The sequence below is a fragment of the Microcoleus sp. A2-C3 genome (assembly GCF_036706065.1).
Classification (GTDB): domain Bacteria; phylum Cyanobacteriota; class Cyanobacteriia; order Cyanobacteriales; family Microcoleaceae; genus Microcoleus.
On sequence record NZ_JAUBVX010000005.1, the window covers coordinates 29,514 to 47,300 of the forward strand.

The 17,787-nt window shown below is 45.7% G+C and carries 13 protein-coding genes and 1 pseudogene; 6 read left to right on the plus strand and 8 right to left on the minus strand.

Translation table 11 applies throughout. The annotated features are described in order from the left end of the window. Window positions 1-22 precede the first annotated feature (22 nt). Window positions 23-622, minus strand: a pseudogene (ribA, locus tag QUB66_RS04685) (GTP cyclohydrolase II); the annotation flags it as partial. 846 nt (window positions 623-1,468) lie between these two features. Here ribA and QUB66_RS04690 point away from each other — a divergent pair. Together QUB66_RS04690 and QUB66_RS04695 are read left to right on the plus strand one after the other, a co-directional pair. After that, complete coding sequence (locus QUB66_RS04690; RefSeq protein ID WP_332966686.1) at window positions 1,469-2,239, plus strand: FkbM family methyltransferase; 771 nt, start codon at window positions 1,469-1,471, stop codon at window positions 2,237-2,239. 128 nt (window positions 2,240-2,367) lie between these two features. Then, the gene (locus QUB66_RS04695; protein WP_332966685.1) at window positions 2,368-3,195 is read left to right on the plus strand and encodes an SAM-dependent methyltransferase; all 828 of its coding nucleotides are present in this window, start codon (window positions 2,368-2,370) and stop codon (window positions 3,193-3,195) included. 514 nt (window positions 3,196-3,709) lie between these two features. Here QUB66_RS04695 and QUB66_RS04700 read toward each other — a convergent pair. From QUB66_RS04700 to QUB66_RS04720, 5 genes are all read right to left on the minus strand, one after another. Next, window positions 3,710-8,269 (minus strand): PAS domain S-box protein, encoded by a 4,560-nt coding sequence (locus QUB66_RS04700; RefSeq protein ID WP_332966684.1) that lies wholly within the window; start codon window positions 8,267-8,269, stop codon window positions 3,710-3,712. Window positions 8,270-9,151: 882 nt separating this feature from the next. Then, on the minus strand, window positions 9,152-10,117 hold the full coding sequence (gene mdh, locus QUB66_RS04705) for a malate dehydrogenase (RefSeq protein ID WP_332966683.1): 966 nt from the start codon (window positions 10,115-10,117) through the stop codon (window positions 9,152-9,154). Window positions 10,118-10,233: 116 nt separating this feature from the next. Further along, entirely contained in the window at window positions 10,234-10,449 is a 216-nt protein-coding gene (locus QUB66_RS04710) for an NAD(P)H-quinone oxidoreductase subunit O (protein ID WP_265239411.1), read from the minus strand. Between the two features lie 282 nt (window positions 10,450-10,731). Beyond that, on the minus strand, window positions 10,732-11,691 hold the full coding sequence (locus QUB66_RS04715; protein ID WP_332966682.1) for a DNA-formamidopyrimidine glycosylase: 960 nt from the start codon (window positions 11,689-11,691) through the stop codon (window positions 10,732-10,734). Between the two features lie 2 nt (window positions 11,692-11,693). Further along, entirely contained in the window at window positions 11,694-12,074 is a 381-nt protein-coding gene (locus QUB66_RS04720; RefSeq protein ID WP_265239408.1) for a photosystem I reaction center subunit IV, read from the minus strand. A gap of 491 nt (window positions 12,075-12,565) precedes the next feature. Here QUB66_RS04720 and QUB66_RS04725 point away from each other — a divergent pair, with 491 nt between their 5' ends. The 4 genes from QUB66_RS04725 (at window position 12,566) to QUB66_RS04740 (ending at window position 16,837) form a co-directional block, all read left to right on the plus strand. After that, on the plus strand, window positions 12,566-14,617 hold the full coding sequence (locus tag QUB66_RS04725; protein ID WP_332966681.1) for an ATP-binding protein: 2,052 nt from the start codon (window positions 12,566-12,568) through the stop codon (window positions 14,615-14,617). Continuing rightward, window positions 14,614-15,834 carry a beta-propeller domain-containing protein gene (locus tag QUB66_RS04730; RefSeq protein WP_332971206.1) on the plus strand — a complete coding sequence of 407 codons (1,221 nt, stop codon included), beginning with the start codon at window positions 14,614-14,616 and terminating at the stop codon, window positions 15,832-15,834. Before QUB66_RS04725 ends, QUB66_RS04730 begins: the two co-directional genes overlap by 4 nt. Window positions 15,835-16,253: 419 nt before the next feature. Beyond that, window positions 16,254-16,493 (plus strand): hypothetical protein, encoded by a 240-nt coding sequence (locus QUB66_RS04735; protein WP_332971207.1) that lies wholly within the window; start codon window positions 16,254-16,256, stop codon window positions 16,491-16,493. Continuing rightward, complete coding sequence (locus tag QUB66_RS04740; RefSeq protein ID WP_332966678.1) at window positions 16,490-16,837, plus strand: type II toxin-antitoxin system PemK/MazF family toxin; 348 nt, start codon at window positions 16,490-16,492, stop codon at window positions 16,835-16,837. The genes QUB66_RS04735 and QUB66_RS04740 overlap by 4 nt, the downstream gene beginning before the upstream one ends. Before the next feature lie 119 nt (window positions 16,838-16,956). Here the strand turns inward: QUB66_RS04740 and QUB66_RS04745 are convergent, their stop codons facing one another. Beyond that, entirely contained in the window at window positions 16,957-17,403 is a 447-nt protein-coding gene (locus QUB66_RS04745) for a type II toxin-antitoxin system VapC family toxin (protein ID WP_332966677.1), read from the minus strand. Between the two features lie 2 nt (window positions 17,404-17,405). Then, window positions 17,406-17,681, minus strand: coding sequence for a hypothetical protein (locus QUB66_RS04750; protein ID WP_332966676.1), 276 nt, complete (start codon window positions 17,679-17,681; stop codon window positions 17,406-17,408). Window positions 17,682-17,787 lie beyond the last annotated feature (106 nt).

The following is a 17,787-nucleotide window of genomic DNA, read 5'->3' on the forward strand; positions in this document are numbered from 1 at the left end:
GATTGTCGTCAATGTGAAACTGCTTTACTGCTAAAGATTTTCGATGTTTAACCTTGAATAAATGACCGAGTTTATTTAGTTTAGTATTCAAATAATTGGAACTGTAGTCATTGGGTTCAATTTCTAAGGGAATCCGGTCAACTATCTCAATACCATAGCTTTGTAAACCAGCAATTTTGCGAGGATTATTGGTAATCAAGCGAATTTTGCTTACCCCTAAATTATTGAGAATTTGCGCCGCCATGCTGTATTCCCGGAGGTCAGCAGAGAATCCCAGACGTTCATTTGCTTCTACTGTATCCAGTCCCAAATCTTGCAAAGAATAGGCTTTCACTTTATTCAATAGACCAATCCCTCTTCCCTCTTGTGCTAAATAAAGTACCACGCCCTGACCTGCATTCTCAATTATTCTCAGGGCTGCGTGTAACTGCATTCGACAATCACAACGCAGAGAACCCAATGCGTCCCCCGTTAAGCATTCCGAGTGTATTCTTACCATTACAGGGTGATCGAAATCGGCTGGTTCTCCCTTGACGATTGCTACATCTTCGGAATTGTCCAAAGCATTACGATAACCGTAAATTTTGAATGTGCCAAATTCGCTGGGCAGTTTAGCGATCGCTACAGTTTCTTCAACTGTACTTTTAGTAATTTGTCTTGATTCATCCATTATTTTTTACCATGCGGCTCGCAAAAACCCAACCGTTGCTGCTCTAAGTTTACCATGAGCAAGTTGAGTATGTATTCAATCCTATTTTAAAAAGATCGTAATAAATCGTAGTAAATTGCAACATTACAATTTATTACGATTTTAACGTCAACTGTTAAAGAAAATATATGTTGGCTACATTAACTAGGAGGTTATACTCTTGCTTGTATGAATACTAGGTTCTTCAAAAAAGCACTAAAACTGCTGTTATTGGGAACCCTGTTCATTTTTACCATAAGTGTCACTCCCGTCAAGGCTGACACAAATTCTTGCACCGCCCCGACAACCTTCTCTATCAGAGTATGACTATGTAACGCAAACCAAATACAACGGATTACCCTGAGTCAGAGACCTCATAACATCCCAGCTCCTAACGCTCCTACGAAATGGAATCAAGCAGTCTTGTTTCGTTAACAGGGTGAGATTCTTCCTCAAAAACTACAGATATGACACTACCATCACCAAATAATGATGGTTATGGTTTAGTCTTTACCCCAAAATAAGATTGCTTAATTTTGATGTTTTTTGAACGGTTACTCAATTACTTAGCAATACCTGCGCCAAAATTAGAGGATTAAGGATCGCAAAAAAGCTAAATTCCTTTGAATGTGAGGGATTTAGGCTTTTGAATTGGGCTTTAAACCCATAGTCAGAAACCCTTATCTGCGGGCGTTCTAAAAAATTGGCGAAGGTATTGACTCAGATTATATAATTGATCGATGACTAAAACTACTGAATCATTAGCAGGAAACAATTAATATGTCATCTTTCCGGCAGCAGCTAGGTATTCTTCACTCATTATTGATGTACTACGGTATCCCCTTTCGCATCCGTCAGTTATCCCGCTTTTATTCACTGTTTGTCCAACCAGGCGATCTTTGTTTTGACATCGGTGCCCATGTTGGCAATCATCTTCTTGCTTTGTCTCGTCTTGATGCCCGCGTTGTCGGAATCGAGCCTCAACCTCACTGTATGCACCTTTTAAAAAGCTGGTACGGTCATCATCCCCACATTACCCTTGTCGAACAGGCTGTTGGCGCAGTTCGTGGAACCGAAACCTTGTTGGTGAGCCAACGTACCCCAACCGTAACCACCCTCTCCCGTGATTGGATGCAAGCTGTTCAACAGATTGACTCTTTCGCTCATGTGCGCTGGGATACAACGCTTTCTGTTTCGGTAACAACCCTTGATAGCCTGATCGCCCAGTATGGTAAGCCCGCTTTTTGCAAGATTGATGTTGAGGGTAACGAGCTCGAAGTTCTGCGTGGCTTGTCGCAACCTATTCGTGCCCTTTCGTTTGAATACACTCCGAGTGCAATAAACCTTGCTCTGGGCTGCATTGAACGATTGAACCATTTGGGACCTTATGAGTTTAACTGGAAACCAGCTAAGTTTGGTGAATCGTATCGATTTCCATCAGCTAACTGGCTTAATTCTCAGGAAATGATCGCTCAACTCAAAAGCCTGTCTGTCAACGCCATCTCCGGTGATGTCTATGCACGTTCCCTGCTTACACTTGATAGTCTATAAAGCAATTGCGGGAAGATTTTTTTTAAGGAGTCCGAATTCTTTGGTGAACAGAATAGGCTTTCATCTTTATTTACTTAGAGTTGGCGAATTGTTCTCTAATTGTACCTCACTAGCTTGGAAAATGCTATATGAATATTGAAGTAGAAAAATACTACGATCGCAACACCAGCCGATTTCTAAAATACGATCATTATGAAACTTACGGCATACATCGGGAGGTATGGGGGAATGGAGTTGCAACTGCTGAAGATGCCTTTAACTTTGTCAATAGTTTAATCCTGGATATTATTCAGAAACATCAACCAGAATCTATCATTGATTTAGGATGTGGAGTAGGAGGTAGTCTTTTTTATCTCGCTCAGTCCTATTCAAAAGCCTGTTATTATGGAATAACTATTAGTTCGGCACAAGTTGAAATATCTAAGAAAATTAACAAGAGATTAAATCTTAAAAGCGATTGCCTTATTTCTAAAGGAGATTTTCAAAATTTAGATCGAGATATTCCTTTGATGGATTTGGCTTATTCCGTTGAAGCATTCGTTCATGCTACTGATAGCCATGCTTTTTTTAGGGAAATAAGCAATAAAATGAATAAAAACGGATTCTTGATTATCTGTGATGACTTCCTGACGGATAATTTACCTGCTGACTCATCAGAAAAAAAGTTGATTGAATTTTTCCGCAAAGGGTGGGTTTTAGGTTCTTTAATGAGTACAAAATCAGCGGAAGATATTGCTAGCAAATATGGCTATAAATTGATTGAAAATATTGATTTGACACCTAATTTGAAATTGCGAAGAAGTCGAGATATTCTAATTAGTTTATATGTTATTTTTCTGAAGCCTTTTATGGAATTTTCTCTATATATTAAGGCTTTAGTAGGTGGGGATGCTCTGCAAAAGTGTTTGATGAAGGAATTAGTTCAATATAGGTTCTTAGTGTTTCAAAAGATTTAAGGTTTTATGGCATCCCTGAAAGGCTAGCGGTTTTCTTTGAGTAAAGCTAATTTTTTTCAACGCCCGTGAGAGGGTACGCGCGGCGAAGCTATCCCGTAGGGAATCGCGCTTTCTCTCATTCCCATAGTTTTACCATCTCGGCTTGGGTTTGATATCCATGAGATCGGTTGACAGTCTCCATGCCTAAAGGCGAGGGGGTTCTTGGTTCATAGAGACGACTTGCTTATCCGATCTCTCAATGCAATCAGCTTAAGCTTTCCTAGTTTAAACTTATTTGTAAACGTGATGTGCTTCTTATTTTCTGAAAGCTTCCAACCTGCGACTTTGTACTCAACGGAACGGTTATTTTTCTGAAAGCGAGGGTAGCCATTTTTTCCGGGTTTCTGTAGGGTTTGGGGATGGGTTTTGCGATCGCACAGCAGGATGAGGGACTACTTCCAGTTTATGCCATAACCGCCAAAGCGGTTGCTATATAACAAATAACAAATAACCAATTCCCCATGCCCAATGCCCATTAGCAATTAGTTTTCAGCGGAATCTCGATCGCAAATTCTGCACCCTGTCCCGGCGAAGAAGTGCATTTGAGCGACCCGTTGTGTCTGTCTGTAACAATTTGATAGCTAATCGACAAGCCCATCCCAGTGCCTTTACCCACAGGTTTAGTGGTAAAAAACGGGTCAAAAAGCCGAGTGCCGACAGTCTCCGGTATTCCCGGCCCGTTGTCAGTAATCCGAATGATTACCTTGCCGGCTGGCGATATTTCAGTGCGGATGCGGATGTTGCTGGGCTGTTGCCGCATTTCCTCAGCAGAACGGCGCAGATCCCGTTCTTCCAAAGCATCCAAAGCATTGCTCAAGATGTTCATAAATACTTGATTTAACTGTCCGGCATAACATTCTACTAAGGGCAGTTGAGCGTATTCTTTAATCACCTCAATTTCTGGATGATTGTGTTTAGCTTTGAAGCGATGCTGCAAAATCATCAGAGTGCTATCTATGCCGTCATGAATATTTACTGCTTTCATTTCCGCTTCATCCATGCGGGAGAAGGTGCGGAGAGAAGCAACGATTTGTTGAATGCGATCGGCACCGACTTTCATCGAAACAAGCAACTTTGGCAAGTCTTCCCTCAGAAATTCTAGTTCAATATTTTCTATTTCATTTTGAATCTCTGCAACAGGAACAGGATAGTGGTTTTCGTAAAGTTCGAGCAAGTTAAGCAAGTCTTGAGTATAGTCGTTGGCATGGGTGAGATTGCCGTAAATAAAGTTAACTGGGTTGTTGATTTCGTGGGCAACTCCTGCGACGAGTTGACCGAGAGATGACATTTTTTCGCTTTGAATTAACTGCGATTGAGTGTTGGTTAATTGCTGTAATGTTTGCTCTAATTCGTGAGCTTTATTGCGAGTTTGGGTGTAAAGTTCGGCTTGGTTGATGGCGATCGCCAATTGAACTGTAATCCCTTGCAACAATTCGACTTCGCTGTCGCTCCAAGGCCTCACAGAACGGCTGTTGCAGCAGCTAATTGCACTCACTACCCCGGAAAGTGCCTGCATGGGAATGATTAATAGCGATTGGTAGCCCATTGCTCTCACGGTTTCTTTCCACACAGGATCTGCGACTGTTTCGACATCATCAATCCGCAGCATTTCCATCTGCAAGATTTGTTGTCCAATCAGACCGAAATCGGAAGCTTGATAGCGACCTGTTAAATCGGGAAGTTGGGCCCGGCGAGATTCTTTAATAATTTCCCAGTAAGGCTGGTCTCCGTCGTCGCGGTACCAGGCAAAATTGCAGCAATCGATCTGCATGAAAGCGCGAATTTCCTCAACTGCGACTGTAACGATGCTGTCGAAGTCGAGGGAATTGCGGATTTGGGCGGTGAGAATGTTGAGCAATTTTTCTCGATCTGCTTGCTGTTTGAGTTGGGATGCAGATTGCTTCAAGGCAATTTCTGCTAGTTTGCGATCGGTAATGTCTTCGGTGACAGCTAATAGGTATTGCGGTGTGCCATCAGCATCGAGTATTGCGGTTTTCTTCGTATGAAATATGCGAGTCTCGCCTTCTCTTGTTTGAATCAGTTCTTCGGGAATGTCTACAATTTGCCCGCTGGCGAGCGCTTCCCGGTCTTTGGCGGTGAACAAGTCGGCTTGTTCTGTTGGGAAACAATCGTAATTATTTTTGCCCATAACTTCTGCTGCACTGAAACCAAGCAACTCTTGGGCCGCCGGGTTCCACAGTACAAATCGCAACTCTTCTGCTTCTTTGCCAAATACTCCTACGGGTATGGTGTTGAGCACTGATTCCATAAAATTTTGAGCCTGTTGCAGTTCTGCTTCCGCCGCTTTGCGATCGCTAATATCTCGCACGTTGGCAATGACGCTGAGATTGCCGTTGAGATAAATTCTTGACACGGCAATTTCTGCATCAAAGGTGGAACGATCATTGGGTCGCCGAGATTTCCATTCGATACGAGTGCTTTCGCCTGATAATACTTTCTCCCAAAGTTCTCTCATTAGTTGAATAGGATTTTCGTCGCTTGAATAGTCCTTGGTAATTGATAATTTAATGGCTTCTTCCCGACTAACTCCGTACATTTCTAACATTCGATCGTTGACATCGAGAATGTTACCTTCTAAGTCTTGAATGAAGATAGCGTCGTAGACATTGTTAAATATGGTTCGCAGGTTTTGCTCGGAAACTTGCAGGGCTGCTTCTGCCTGTTTGCGATCGCCAATTTCTTGTTCTAACTGAGTGACTGCTTGAGAAAGTTCGGCGGTGCGATCGCTCACTCTGTCTTCCAACTCGGTTGCTGCTTGCCGCAGGGCTGCTTCGGCGGCTTTGCGATCGGTAATGTCGAGCGCCGTGCCGAACAATTTTACCACCTTGCCATTGGCATCGGTTTCAGCTTGACCCAAAGCATTGATGTACCGTAATGTGCCATCGGGACGATAAAACCGGTGATCAAAATCGTAGGGAATGCCGAATTCAATGCTCTGCTGTACTTGCGTTTGCCACAATTCCAAATCTTCTGGATGACACCAAGAGAGTTGCTGCTCTACGCTGGGCGCAGCCGCAGCCGGTTCGAGTCCGAAGATGCGGAAGAGTTCTTCCGACCAAGTGACGGTTTCCGTGGTTGGGTTGAATTCCCAATTACCGACGTGGGCGAGTCTCTGGGCTTCTTTGAGCTGCCGCTGGCTGTCGCGGATGGCGGTTTCGGCAACTTTGCGATCGGTGATGTCGAGCGCGACGCCGCAAAATACGATTTCGCCGTTCTCGCTGCGGGTGGGCATGGAGTCGCCCTGCCACCAGCGAATTTCGCCGTTTGGCTTGACTAACCGCCCTTCGTAGTGCCAGGGAGAGAAGTTTTTAACGGCTTCGGTGACGGAAGCGATGTAGCTTTCCATGTCTTCGGGGTGGACGCGGGAAATGAAGGAGGTGATGTCTCGCATCATTTCTGCGGCTGTGATGCCGCTGATATCTTCGATGCCATCGCTGGTGTAGTCAACTTTCCACTCTCCATCGCGGCTAGAAAATTGGAACAGGGCTCCGGGGATGGTGGCTGCGATCGTTCGCAACTTGGCTTCGCTGGCGGTGAGGGCGCTAAAAGTCTGGCGCAGTTCGGCGGTGCGGGCTTCAACTCTGCGTTCTAGTTCGGCGTTGGCGTGTTGCAATGCTGCTTCGGCGCGCTTGCGATCGGTAATGTCGGTAGCTGTACCGGTGGTGCCGAGGAAGTTTCCGGTTTCGTCGTACAGGGGGATGGCATTGAACATCAAATGTTTCATGCTGCCGTCTTTGGCAATTTGGGTAGTTTCGTACTGGAAAATTGATTCTCCCGCAAACAGGCGGGCGAAAACAGCTAAATCTTTCTCGGCTTGTTCTGGTGTCACAAAATCGGAGAACGGTCGATCGAGCATTTCTGCTGGTTCGTAACCGTAGATATACCTAACTGCTGGGTTGACGAAGGTGTAGTGTCCAGTCGCATCGACAGACCAAATCATGTCTTGGGAAGTTTCTACCAGACTGCGGTATTTGGTTTCGCTGGCTTTGACGGCTTCTTCTGCGGCTTTGCGTTCCGTCATGTCGCGGGAGACGCCGACAGTCATGGTGATTTTGCCGTCTTGATTGCGGATTGGTGTTTTGACGGTGCTGAACAACCGCACTTTTCCGTCGTAGCGCGTCACCGGTTCTTCGGCAATTTGCAGGGTTTGTCCGGTTTCAAATACGAAGGTGTCATCTTTAATGTACTGGAGAGTGTGGTCAGGTTCGGCGAAAGGTGCGTCTACGAGCCCTTGCACTTCCTCTTGACTCATGCCGTAATAGTCGCGGAAGGCTTGATTTGCCCAGACGATTTGGGATTTGGGGCCTTTGACTAATACCATATCGGCGATCGAATCGAGAATTTGGTGATATTTTCGCTCGCTGTCGCGGAGTTTCTGCTGCGCCGATTTGATTTCTGCTAATTGCCTCTGGGTTTGCCAGTGCAATTCGGCCTGAGAAATTGCGACTGCTAAATGGTCGCCTACTTGTCTGGCAAATTCGATTTCGTCTTCCTGCCAATCGCGGGGTTCGCCGCACTGGTGAATGCAAAGCAATCCCCACAAATGTTGCCCTTGCAGTAGGGGTACGACTAAGTTTGCTCTGATTTGAAATCGCTTGAGGATTTTGAGGTGACAGGGACTCAACCGGGCTGTGTAGATGTCGCTGACTGCTTGAACGTATCCTTTGGCGTAGTTGGCGGCAAATTGCTCGCCGAAGCAGTGGTCATGAACTTTTGCGCCCAGGGATGGGCTGTATTGGGGCAGCACGTCTTCGGAGACTACTTCGCCGTCGTTCCACTCGGATTCGGGAAGGAAGCGGTAGACGGCGACTCGATCGGCATTTAGGAGTTGCCGGACTTCGGTAGCTGTGATTTTGAATATTGTTTCTAAGTCTAGGGATTCGCGAATTTTGCCAATCACTCCCATCAGCGCTTGCAGCTTTTTGAACCAGGTTTGAGATTGCGTTTCTCTTTCTAGGTGAGCTAGCTTTTCGCGCAGGTTGGTTACTTCTTGGTAAAGGTATTCATGAAACATAATGTTATTTTTTTAGTTTTTTTGCGGTTTGGTATCGAGGTATAGCAGTTGACAGTTGACAGTGGACAGTTGACAGTTGCATAACGGGAATCAAACCATTGATACAGTACGGGTATCGCCTCTATTCATGAAGTTATTTATGTCCTCACCGATGTGGCGGTTGCTATACATAGCATCCCCATAGCGCTCTGCAAGTCGAGCCTGGTAAATCAACAAGGCAAAGGACAAATTCTGCTGCTTCTGCTAGCACTTAGCAGCTACTCGTCCTGCATATCCCTATTTTTTCTAGATTTGGAGGTCAATCGAGTATCTTAACTCAGTATATTTACGGTAAAAACGGGCGATCGGTGATTGGCTGCGTCATAAATTGTCAATAATTGAGAATTGTACTCGCCCAACTTACGCATAAACCCGGTTTCTTAACGTAATTAAGTCTGGGAAGCTGGGAAACTGGAAACGAGAAACCCGGTTTCATGGCGGGAGTGGGCCCAAAGTCCTGACTAAGTTTGACATTTTTTTCCTCCCCTGTGGTTGCAATTGTCACCTTTTTCTGATTATCGCAAACTCGATCGATGTTATCCTTAGTTTTGCGATCGAATATCCGGTTGGGAGTCCTTTTATTAAAATTTGTTTAAATTTAGATCAGTTGAAAATTAGATAGAGCCTTTCGAGCGAAAAATGAGGTGCGCTTGGATTTTTGATGATTGGTAATTGAGGACTTATATAGGTTGCCAGAAACCGGATTTTTTACCAAAATGCTAACCAAAAACCCTTAATTTTGGTAAAAATCCGGTTTCTTGAGTCTTCTGTGTAAGCGATATAATTAAAAAGCCGGCGCACCTCACAAAGTGTGACATGGGCTATCAGCGGTTTTTTGTTGACTTAACGGGCAGTTTTCAGTATCGCCTTTGCTTCGTCAATATTTTGGGAAACCACTTTGCCAGATTCGATAAACGCAGCTTTTTCCGTATCACTGAGTTCGAGTTCGACCACCTGTTCGACTCCCTGATATCCCAAGCGGCAGGGAACACCTAAAAATAGATCTTTCACGCCATATTGACCGTCCAAATAGACTGAGCAAGGCAAGAGTCGCGATTGATTTAATACAATTGATTCTACCATCAAACAGGTAGAAGATGCGGGTGCAAAATAAGCACTACCAGTCTTCATCAATCCGACAATTTCTGCGCCACCGTGGCGTGTGCGTTGTACAATGCGATCGATCGCCCCAGCATCCATCAGTTGAGCGATGGGAATACCGTTGACAGTGGAATAGCGGGGCAAAGGAACCATTAAATCGCCGTGGGAACCGAGGACAGTTGCATTGACTTCAGCAATGGAAACGCCCAACTCCATTGCAATAAAAGTTTGAAAACGGGATGAATCTAGAATTCCCGCCATACCCATGACTCGGTGTTTTGGTAAACCCGTAGCTTCCCACGCTAAATAAGTCATGATATCTAGGGGATTTGTGACTACGATTAAAATGGCTTCGGGGGAATGGGCGATCGCACTTTTTGCAGCTTCGGTAACAATTCGAGCATTGATTTTAATTAAATCTTCGCGATTGATACCGGGTTTGCGGGGGATGCCGGCGGCAATTACGATGATATTTGAGTTAGCGGTATCTGTATAATCGTTTGTACCGACGATTTGGCGATCGTGGCGTTCGACCCCCCTAGCTTGCATCAAGTCCAAAGCAATTCCCTGCGGCCAACCTTCGACAATATCTAGCAATACTACATCTGCTAGATTTTTCTCGGCAATTCGTTGGGCTAAGGTGCTACCGACTTTGCCTGCACCGATAATTGAGACGCGGGTTGATGGATAATTTGAAGGGGAATTCATTCGATTTTAGATTTGGGATTTGAGACTTGAGATTTTAAGAATGAGCTTAATTAGGGTAAGGTGCGCGGTGCACACCCTACCTTAGATCAAGAACACTGATGTTTTGTTTCAGTGAGTTAGTTAAAATCTTCGAGTTGGTCTACGCGCAGCCAAATATTGGGGGTGGGGACTTTGCCGAATTTGACGAAGGCGTACTCGCCGCGAACATCCATCACTTCGCCTTTTGTTTCAAATAGATAGGAGGAAAAGCGCTGATCACTGGCTTGGGCTTCTAGGCTGTTTTCCAATTTTTCGCGAATTGCGCGGACTATGCTACCTTTTTTGATTGCCATGACTTGCTCTTCTTAATTTGTAAAAGTATACAAATTTTAATGCTGATTTGGCTTTAATACCAGTTAAAAAAGTCGGCGGTTGATTGAGTCGGCGGTTGAAACCGATCCTTGTCAAACGAAGTCTGCCTCCGCAGACTCAAGAGTCGGAAGAGTCGGCGGTTGATTGAGTCGGCGGTTGAAACCGATCCTTGTCAAACGAAGTCTGCCTCCGCAGACTCAAGAGTCGGAAGCTGGGATTTTGTATATTCGTTAAATCCGCTACATAATCTGTTGCCGAACTGCTTATTTCTGACAGGCGGGGCAGTAATGAGTCGATCGCCCTGCTAATTTGATCTTTTCGATGGTTGTAGAGCAAGTGCGGCAGGGTTGACCAGCGCGATTGTATACCCAAGCGACGCCGCCGTAGTTGCCGTTCACACCTTGGACGTTGAGAAAATTGCTGAAAGTTGTGCCGCCGGAGGCGATCGCCTTTTGTAGAACTTGAATGATAGCTGAATGGATGCGATCGATTTGCTCTCTTGTCAAATCCGCGCACAGAGTTGTCGGCATTACTCCCGACAAAAACAAAGTTTCGTCTGCATAAATATTGCCCAAACCCGCTACCAGTGTCTGGTCTAGCAAAGCTGTTTTAATTGGTCGCGCCCGTCGGTGTAGCTTGCGGGCTAAATATTCTGTGGTAAATTCGTCGGAAAATGGTTCCGGGCCTAGGAGTTTCAGGCCGGTGACTGTGCTAGAAACTTCGGTTTCTGCGGGCACGTACCACATTTGTCCGAAGGTGCGCTGGTCTACAAACCGCAATTCTTGGTTTCCCTCAAAATATAGCCGGACTCGCGCGTGTTTTGGCAGTGGTTCGGATTCGTTTACCCACAATAATTGTCCGGTCATCCGCAGGTGCACGCCCAACCAGCCGGCTTTTGAAGGCAGAAGGGAGAAGGAAGAAGGCACAAGGGAAGAACTAGGAGTTTGAGTTAGGAATTCTGTCCCTCCCCCACTCTCCCCCTCTCCCCGTCTCCCCCTCTCCCCGTCTCCCCCTCTCCCTTGCGATAGTTCTGCCAGAAGGTATTTGCCACGCCTGTACCAAGATGCGATCGACTTTCCTTTGAGTTTTGTCAAAAAATCGGTCGCAGAGATTGAGCGGGCGATCGAGCTATTTAACAGCACGTCTCCGCCCAATATTTCGCGATCGAGGGTAAGTTGATTCAAACCCCGGCAAATAGTTTCAACTTCTGGCAGTTCTGGCACAATTAGCGCTGTTCTGTTCCTTGATTCGGTGCACCTTCGACGCTGCCGGGCACTTCGGCACCTGGTTTGCTGTCTGCCGAAGTTTTCGGCTGGTTGGGGGCTCCGCCGCCGCCGGTTTTGCGGGTTTTCGGATCGATGGTGGTTTGCTTGCCGCCGGAAGCTGCTGGAGTCGCTGTTTTGGCTTTTGCTTTGGGGGCTGCAACTTCGACTACTTCGCTTTGGGCGAAGTTGTTGGTGTTGACGCCTGCATAATTTACGGCGTTAAAGCGAACGATAACTGGGTATTTAATGCCGCTTTGGTCTACCGTAGCAACGGTGCCCACTTCTTGATACCAGTAGGATTCTTTGCGGAGAATCCGGACTGTCGAACCGCGTTGAACCATGAGCTTTGTTTCCTTTGCGATGAATAAACGGATAAAGCCATTTTTTTTACTTTAGTCGATCGCGCGTCGCATTTAAAGTCTGTAACGAAATTATTGTTTTCTGCGCCGTGTTTTCGTTGCTGTTTGTAAAGAAAAGTAAAGTTGTTTTGAGGGCGATCGCTGGAGGACAAAAATAAATGATCTGACATTATCCGTTAAATACAAGCTGTGCGATCGGGTTGATAGAAAAGTTTACAAATAGGAGAGCGGGCGCGGTCAGTTGGTTGTCAACTTCAGCCTAGAACCTTTTTTGTATCTCTCGTTGGTTGCTAAGGCCAGATCCCCCTAAATCCCCCGAAAGCAAGGGGGACTTTGATCGGAATCCTGTCCCACCCTTTTTAAGGGGGGCTAGGGGGGATCGACGCTCGGCGGTAAACAGCAGTCTGTGACTACGTTGTATTTAATTATCTGGCCGCGCTAAACTATTGCAAAGTGCGGGGAATATTTAAATTATGTCGTTAGTTGATTTAGCTAATACTAAAGTTAGGGTTCTTGGATGCAGTGCGGTGATGGGTGTTGCGCCAATGATTGCTAGCGCGATCGCCAATCCGGGTGTGACAGCAGCATTGGGTGTGATGGCTAATCCCGTCGTTGGGGGCATTGCTATTTTAGCAACGATTGCCGGCGGTATTGCGGGGAATATTGCGGCTAACGATTTGGGAGATCGTATGGCCGAAAAGTTGGCAAAAAATCCGAATATTCTTGATAATCATGATTTGAGTAAGGCTGCTGGTGAGGCGATCGGCTATATTTTGAAAAATATTGCTACTAAGTCACCTGAGTTTACCGCACTAGCCCTTAGTAAAAATTCGTCGGCCAGGGATTTAGATCAATTAGCCGAAAAAACTCCTGAATATTGGCTGAATATTAACAGACAAGGGGCCGATTTGTCAAGGGGTTTAAATATTTCCGAAGAACAATTGACTCTGATTTTTTCGGCGGATGCTGCGGAGTTCGATCGAGTTACGGGATTGACACCGGAAGATTGGGCAAAATTCATCGGGGAATTCGCGGCCAGTGAGGGGAAATCCTTTGATGCAGAAATCGTGGAATTTGTGGCGCAAAGACTGTACGAAACTTTTCCGAGGGCTTACCGGGAAGTGCTGAAACGGGATGCGGTCCAGGGTGGAGAAAAGTTTGCGGCGATGCTGTTGAATCTGCACCAAATTGCTTTGGCGGATCTCAAGGATTTGGGGCTGCAAAATGGGGAGATTCTGGACAAGTTGGAGGGGGTAGCAACTCGGCAGCAGATTTGTCAAGTAATGGCGAAATTGGGATCTATCGAAGTTGAAATCCGCGACGATTTGGCGCAGATTCGGGCATTGCTGGAAAGATATATTGATCCTGCTGCGCCGAGTTTGCCGATTCCTGTTAAGTCAGAGACGATTATTCAGGACAGAATTAAAGACTTTACTGGTCGGAAATTTGTGTTTGAAGCAATTAACGAGTTTCTGAGGACAAAGCAGAAAGGCTATTTTGTTTTGGAGGCGGAACCGGGTGTTGGGAAAAGCGCGATTATGGCTGCTTGTGTGGTGATGTTGAAGCGCCGCTGCGTTACTCATTTCAATTCGCAACCGGACGGGATTGTCAGCGCTGAAACTTTTTTGGAAAATGCTTGCACTCAGTTAATTGAGGGTTTTCACCTTAAACATAAATATCCGCGAATGCCGGAAAATGCCCTGAAAAATGGCAACTTTCTAGGCACTTTGCTGAAGGAAGTTAGCGCTAATTCTAGCAGGGATAAAAAGGTAATTTTTGTGGTGGATGCGCTGGATGAAGTGGATTTGAGCTTTCAAAGTAGTGGCAGCAATGTTTTGTATTTGCCTAATGATTTGCCGGATAACGTTTATTTTATTGTTTCCAAGCGGCCGAAATTTCTGCCAATGCCGACAGCTAACAAGACAGTTTTTGATTTGATGGACTACGATGCAAAAAATCTGGAAGATGTCAAGGCTTTTCTGGCAAAACGCACGGAGAAAAGCCAGTTAATTCAGGATTGGATTAAAGCTCGAAATTTGCAGCGGGAACAGTTTGTGACGGCGGTAGCCGAGAAAAGCGAAAAGAAATTTATATATCTCCGCTACATTCTGGATGAAATTGAAGGCGGTACTTACAATGATGTGAATTTGAATGATTTGCCAGTGGGTTTGGAGGAATATTATCAAAAACACTGGGGACAGATGATGGACAGGGAAGACGATCCTCTGCTGGAATTGAAGGTTAGGATTATCTATTTCCTGTCGCAAGCAGAGGAACCTGTTTCTTGTCGCTGGTTGGCTAAATCTGCCCGCGAGAAAAATGTGATGAAAGTACAGCAGGTGCTCGGAAAATGGAATTCGTTTTTGCGACAGGAGAAAGTAGGGAAGGAAACTCGATACACTATCTATCACAACAGTTTTCGGCAGTTTCTCGAAGCGGATGAAACTGTGCAGTCGGCGGGAATAACACTGGAAGATATTAACGATGACATTAGCGATAACTCTACAGGAGGATCGCCGCTATGAGCGAATTAGGTTTGTGGTTGGCGCAGCAGTGTCAGGAAGATCGAGATTTGTTGTTGAAATACCAACCCAAGAGATTTGCGAAACGGGGGAAGGTTGACCGTTATTGTGCTTGGTTGACGGATTTCGGTTTTATTGAGATGAAACTGGAATTTTTGGGGGTACAAGCGCTAATTGATGATTACGATTTGGCGAGAAATTCTGATGTGTTGCTGTCGGAGGAGCAAAGTCAAACTCTGAGATTGATTCAAGGGGCAATTCGTAAGTCGGCGCACGTTTTGGAGAAGGATAAAACGCAGTTTGCAGGGCAATTGTGGAGTCGGTTGGTGGATTTTGAAACACCTGAAATTCAGGGGGTCGTGAAACAAGCTAAGCAGTCGAGAAATAGTTCCTGCCTGTGGCCTTTGAAGCCTAATCTGGAAAGGGCAAATGAGGGTGCGCTGCGGACGCTTGTCGGTCATACTTCCTTTGTAAATGCAGTGGCGATCGCACCCGACGGCCTCACAGCGATTTCCGCATCCTCGGATAAAACCCTGAAAATCTGGGACACCGAGACAGGCAGGGAACTGAAAACTCTCACGGGTCATAGTTCCGGGGTAAATGCAGTGGCGATCGTACCCGACGGTAAAACAGCAATTTCCGGTTCATGGGATAAAACCCTGAAAATCTGGGACACCGAGACAGGCAGGGAACTGAAAACTCTCACGGGTCATAGTTCCCGGGTAACAGCAGTGGCGATCGCACCCGACGGTAAAACAGCGATTTCCGCATCCGATGATTTTACCCTGAAAATCTGGGACACCGAGACAGGCAGGGAACTGAAAACTCTCACGGGTCATAGTAACTCGGTAAGTGCAGTGGCGATCGCACCCGACGGTAAAACAGCGATTTCCGCTTCATCTGAAACCCTGAAAATTTGGGACACCGAGACAGGCAGGGAACTGAAAACTCTCACGGGTCATAGGTCTGAGGTATTTGCAGTGGCGATCGCACCCGACGGTAAAACAGCGATTTCCGCTTCATGGGATCATACCCTGAAAATCTGGGATTTGCTCACAGGTAAAGAGGTTGCTAGTTTCAGCGGAGAATGTGAGTTTGATTGCTGTGCTTTTGGGCCTGATGGAGTGACAGTTGTAGCCGGCGATCGATCGGGCCGGGTGCATTTCCTGCGTTTGGAGGGAATGAGGGATTTGGGCGATGATGCTGGGAAATTGATTTGAGAGTTGATATCATTAGAACCCGGCGGTTGAAACCGCGGCTACACAAACGAAGTCCACCTCCGTGGACTAAGAAAAATTATCTTCAACCCACGGAGGTGGGTTTTGTCTGTGTAGACGCGGTTTCAACCGCCGTCTCTTCAGGGTGCGATTTTGATGGGATTCGCGGCGATGTGCGGTTTCAGGAGTTGTTGTTGGGTGGTTAGAAACCCGGCGGTTGGAAACCGCGTCTACACAAACAATGTCCGCCTCCGCGGACGAAGAGGGTATTCGGAGATTGAAAATCATCGGGTGAAATCTTCAACCCGCGGAGGCGGGTTTTGTTTGTGTGCCCGTAAACTCCGCGGTTTCAACCGCCGGGGTTTTGGGTTGATGGATTGATCGGGCGATCGGGCTATAATACAGAAAACTTGACAACAAAAATGACTGTCATGAAAGAGTTAATCCAACAAGACTTAGAAAAGCTCGATCGAGAACAACTCCAACAAGTATTTGAATTTATTGCCTTCCTGAAATTTCGTGCCAGATTAGTGACTATTCCTGCGATCGATGAAACCAACTTAGCTGCACTCTACAGCGAATTTGCCGAAGAAGACCGACAACTTGCAGAACTTGGAATCAGCGAATATGCAGAACTTCTCAAACATGAGGATTTGGCATGACAATCAGACGAGGTGAAATCTGGATTGCCAACTTCGATCCCACACAAGGTTCCGAACAGGCTGGTGTACGTCCTACAATTGTTTTTCAGAACGATACTATTTCGAGGTACACGACTACTGTTATCAGTATTCCTCTCACAGCTAATCTGCGCCGCGCATCTCTTCCTTCCTGCATTTTGATTCCCGGCGGTGAAGGAGGATTGACTCAAGATTCTGTTGCATTGTGCCATCAAATGCGAGTGTTGGATAAAACAAGATTGCGAAATAAAATTGGTGAACTTAATCCAGAGATACTGGTACAATTAGAAAATATCGTATTATTTACCTTGGGTTATTTACCTTAAAAAATAAATCCCGGCGGTTTCAACCAAAGAAACCGGGTTTTTGCCCGAATCTGTGGGTTGTAGGGAAGTATTTCGGTAAAAACCCGGTTTCTGGGGCAATGGGCGATCGAGTTTTATTGTTAAGAAATAGTATTCGGATCGATCGGCACAATTCCTTCATTGGCGTAGCGAGTAAAATCCTTAACATTTAGCGTCAAAATGTGTGCTGCACCGTTTGCTTTCATAATAGCCACAAGACGAGCATCATGCACCTGAACTCCCGAAACTCTGTAGGTAACAACTAACCTGCGCCATTCGGAGTAAATTAAATGCGAGTCTGGAAACAAAGGAAAAAGACGCTCGATCCGGCGTAACTTGAGCTCGGCATCAGCAGGAGTCAACCCAAAGCCATTTTTCTCGATCGGGCGAGTAACAACGTTCCAAAATTCAACGCAGTTTTGTGAGGCTACTTGCAGTTTATATCCATCCTGTCGCAATTTTTTTACAGCATTGCGGATTACAGGATATAAAGGATGAGAGCGATCGGAAAACCGCAGCAGAATATTCGTATCTACAAGGCATAACATTGCTAAGGATGCTCCTCGTAGATACCTTCACGACTTATAGCAAAATCTGATAGCACTGGCACATTACCTCCCAGACTTTTAATAAAATCATCAGCGAGTTCATCTAAAAGTATTTCAAAATCGCGATCGCTAATTTCTGCATCAGAATCACTTACCTTTGATGACTGACCGGGCGCTGACTGCCAAGTTAGGAAATCAACAAAATTAAGAACTACTTCTAGCTGCGGTTTGCCTAAATAACGCAGCTTATCTACAATGCTTTCAATTACAGCTTCCATACGTTTATCGTTGAGCTTTAATTGTGATTAATTTTAGACTATCGTAGCAGAAATATCAAATTTTGTCAATTTTCCCTAACTGCCAGAGGATGGGAAAGGGGATGGC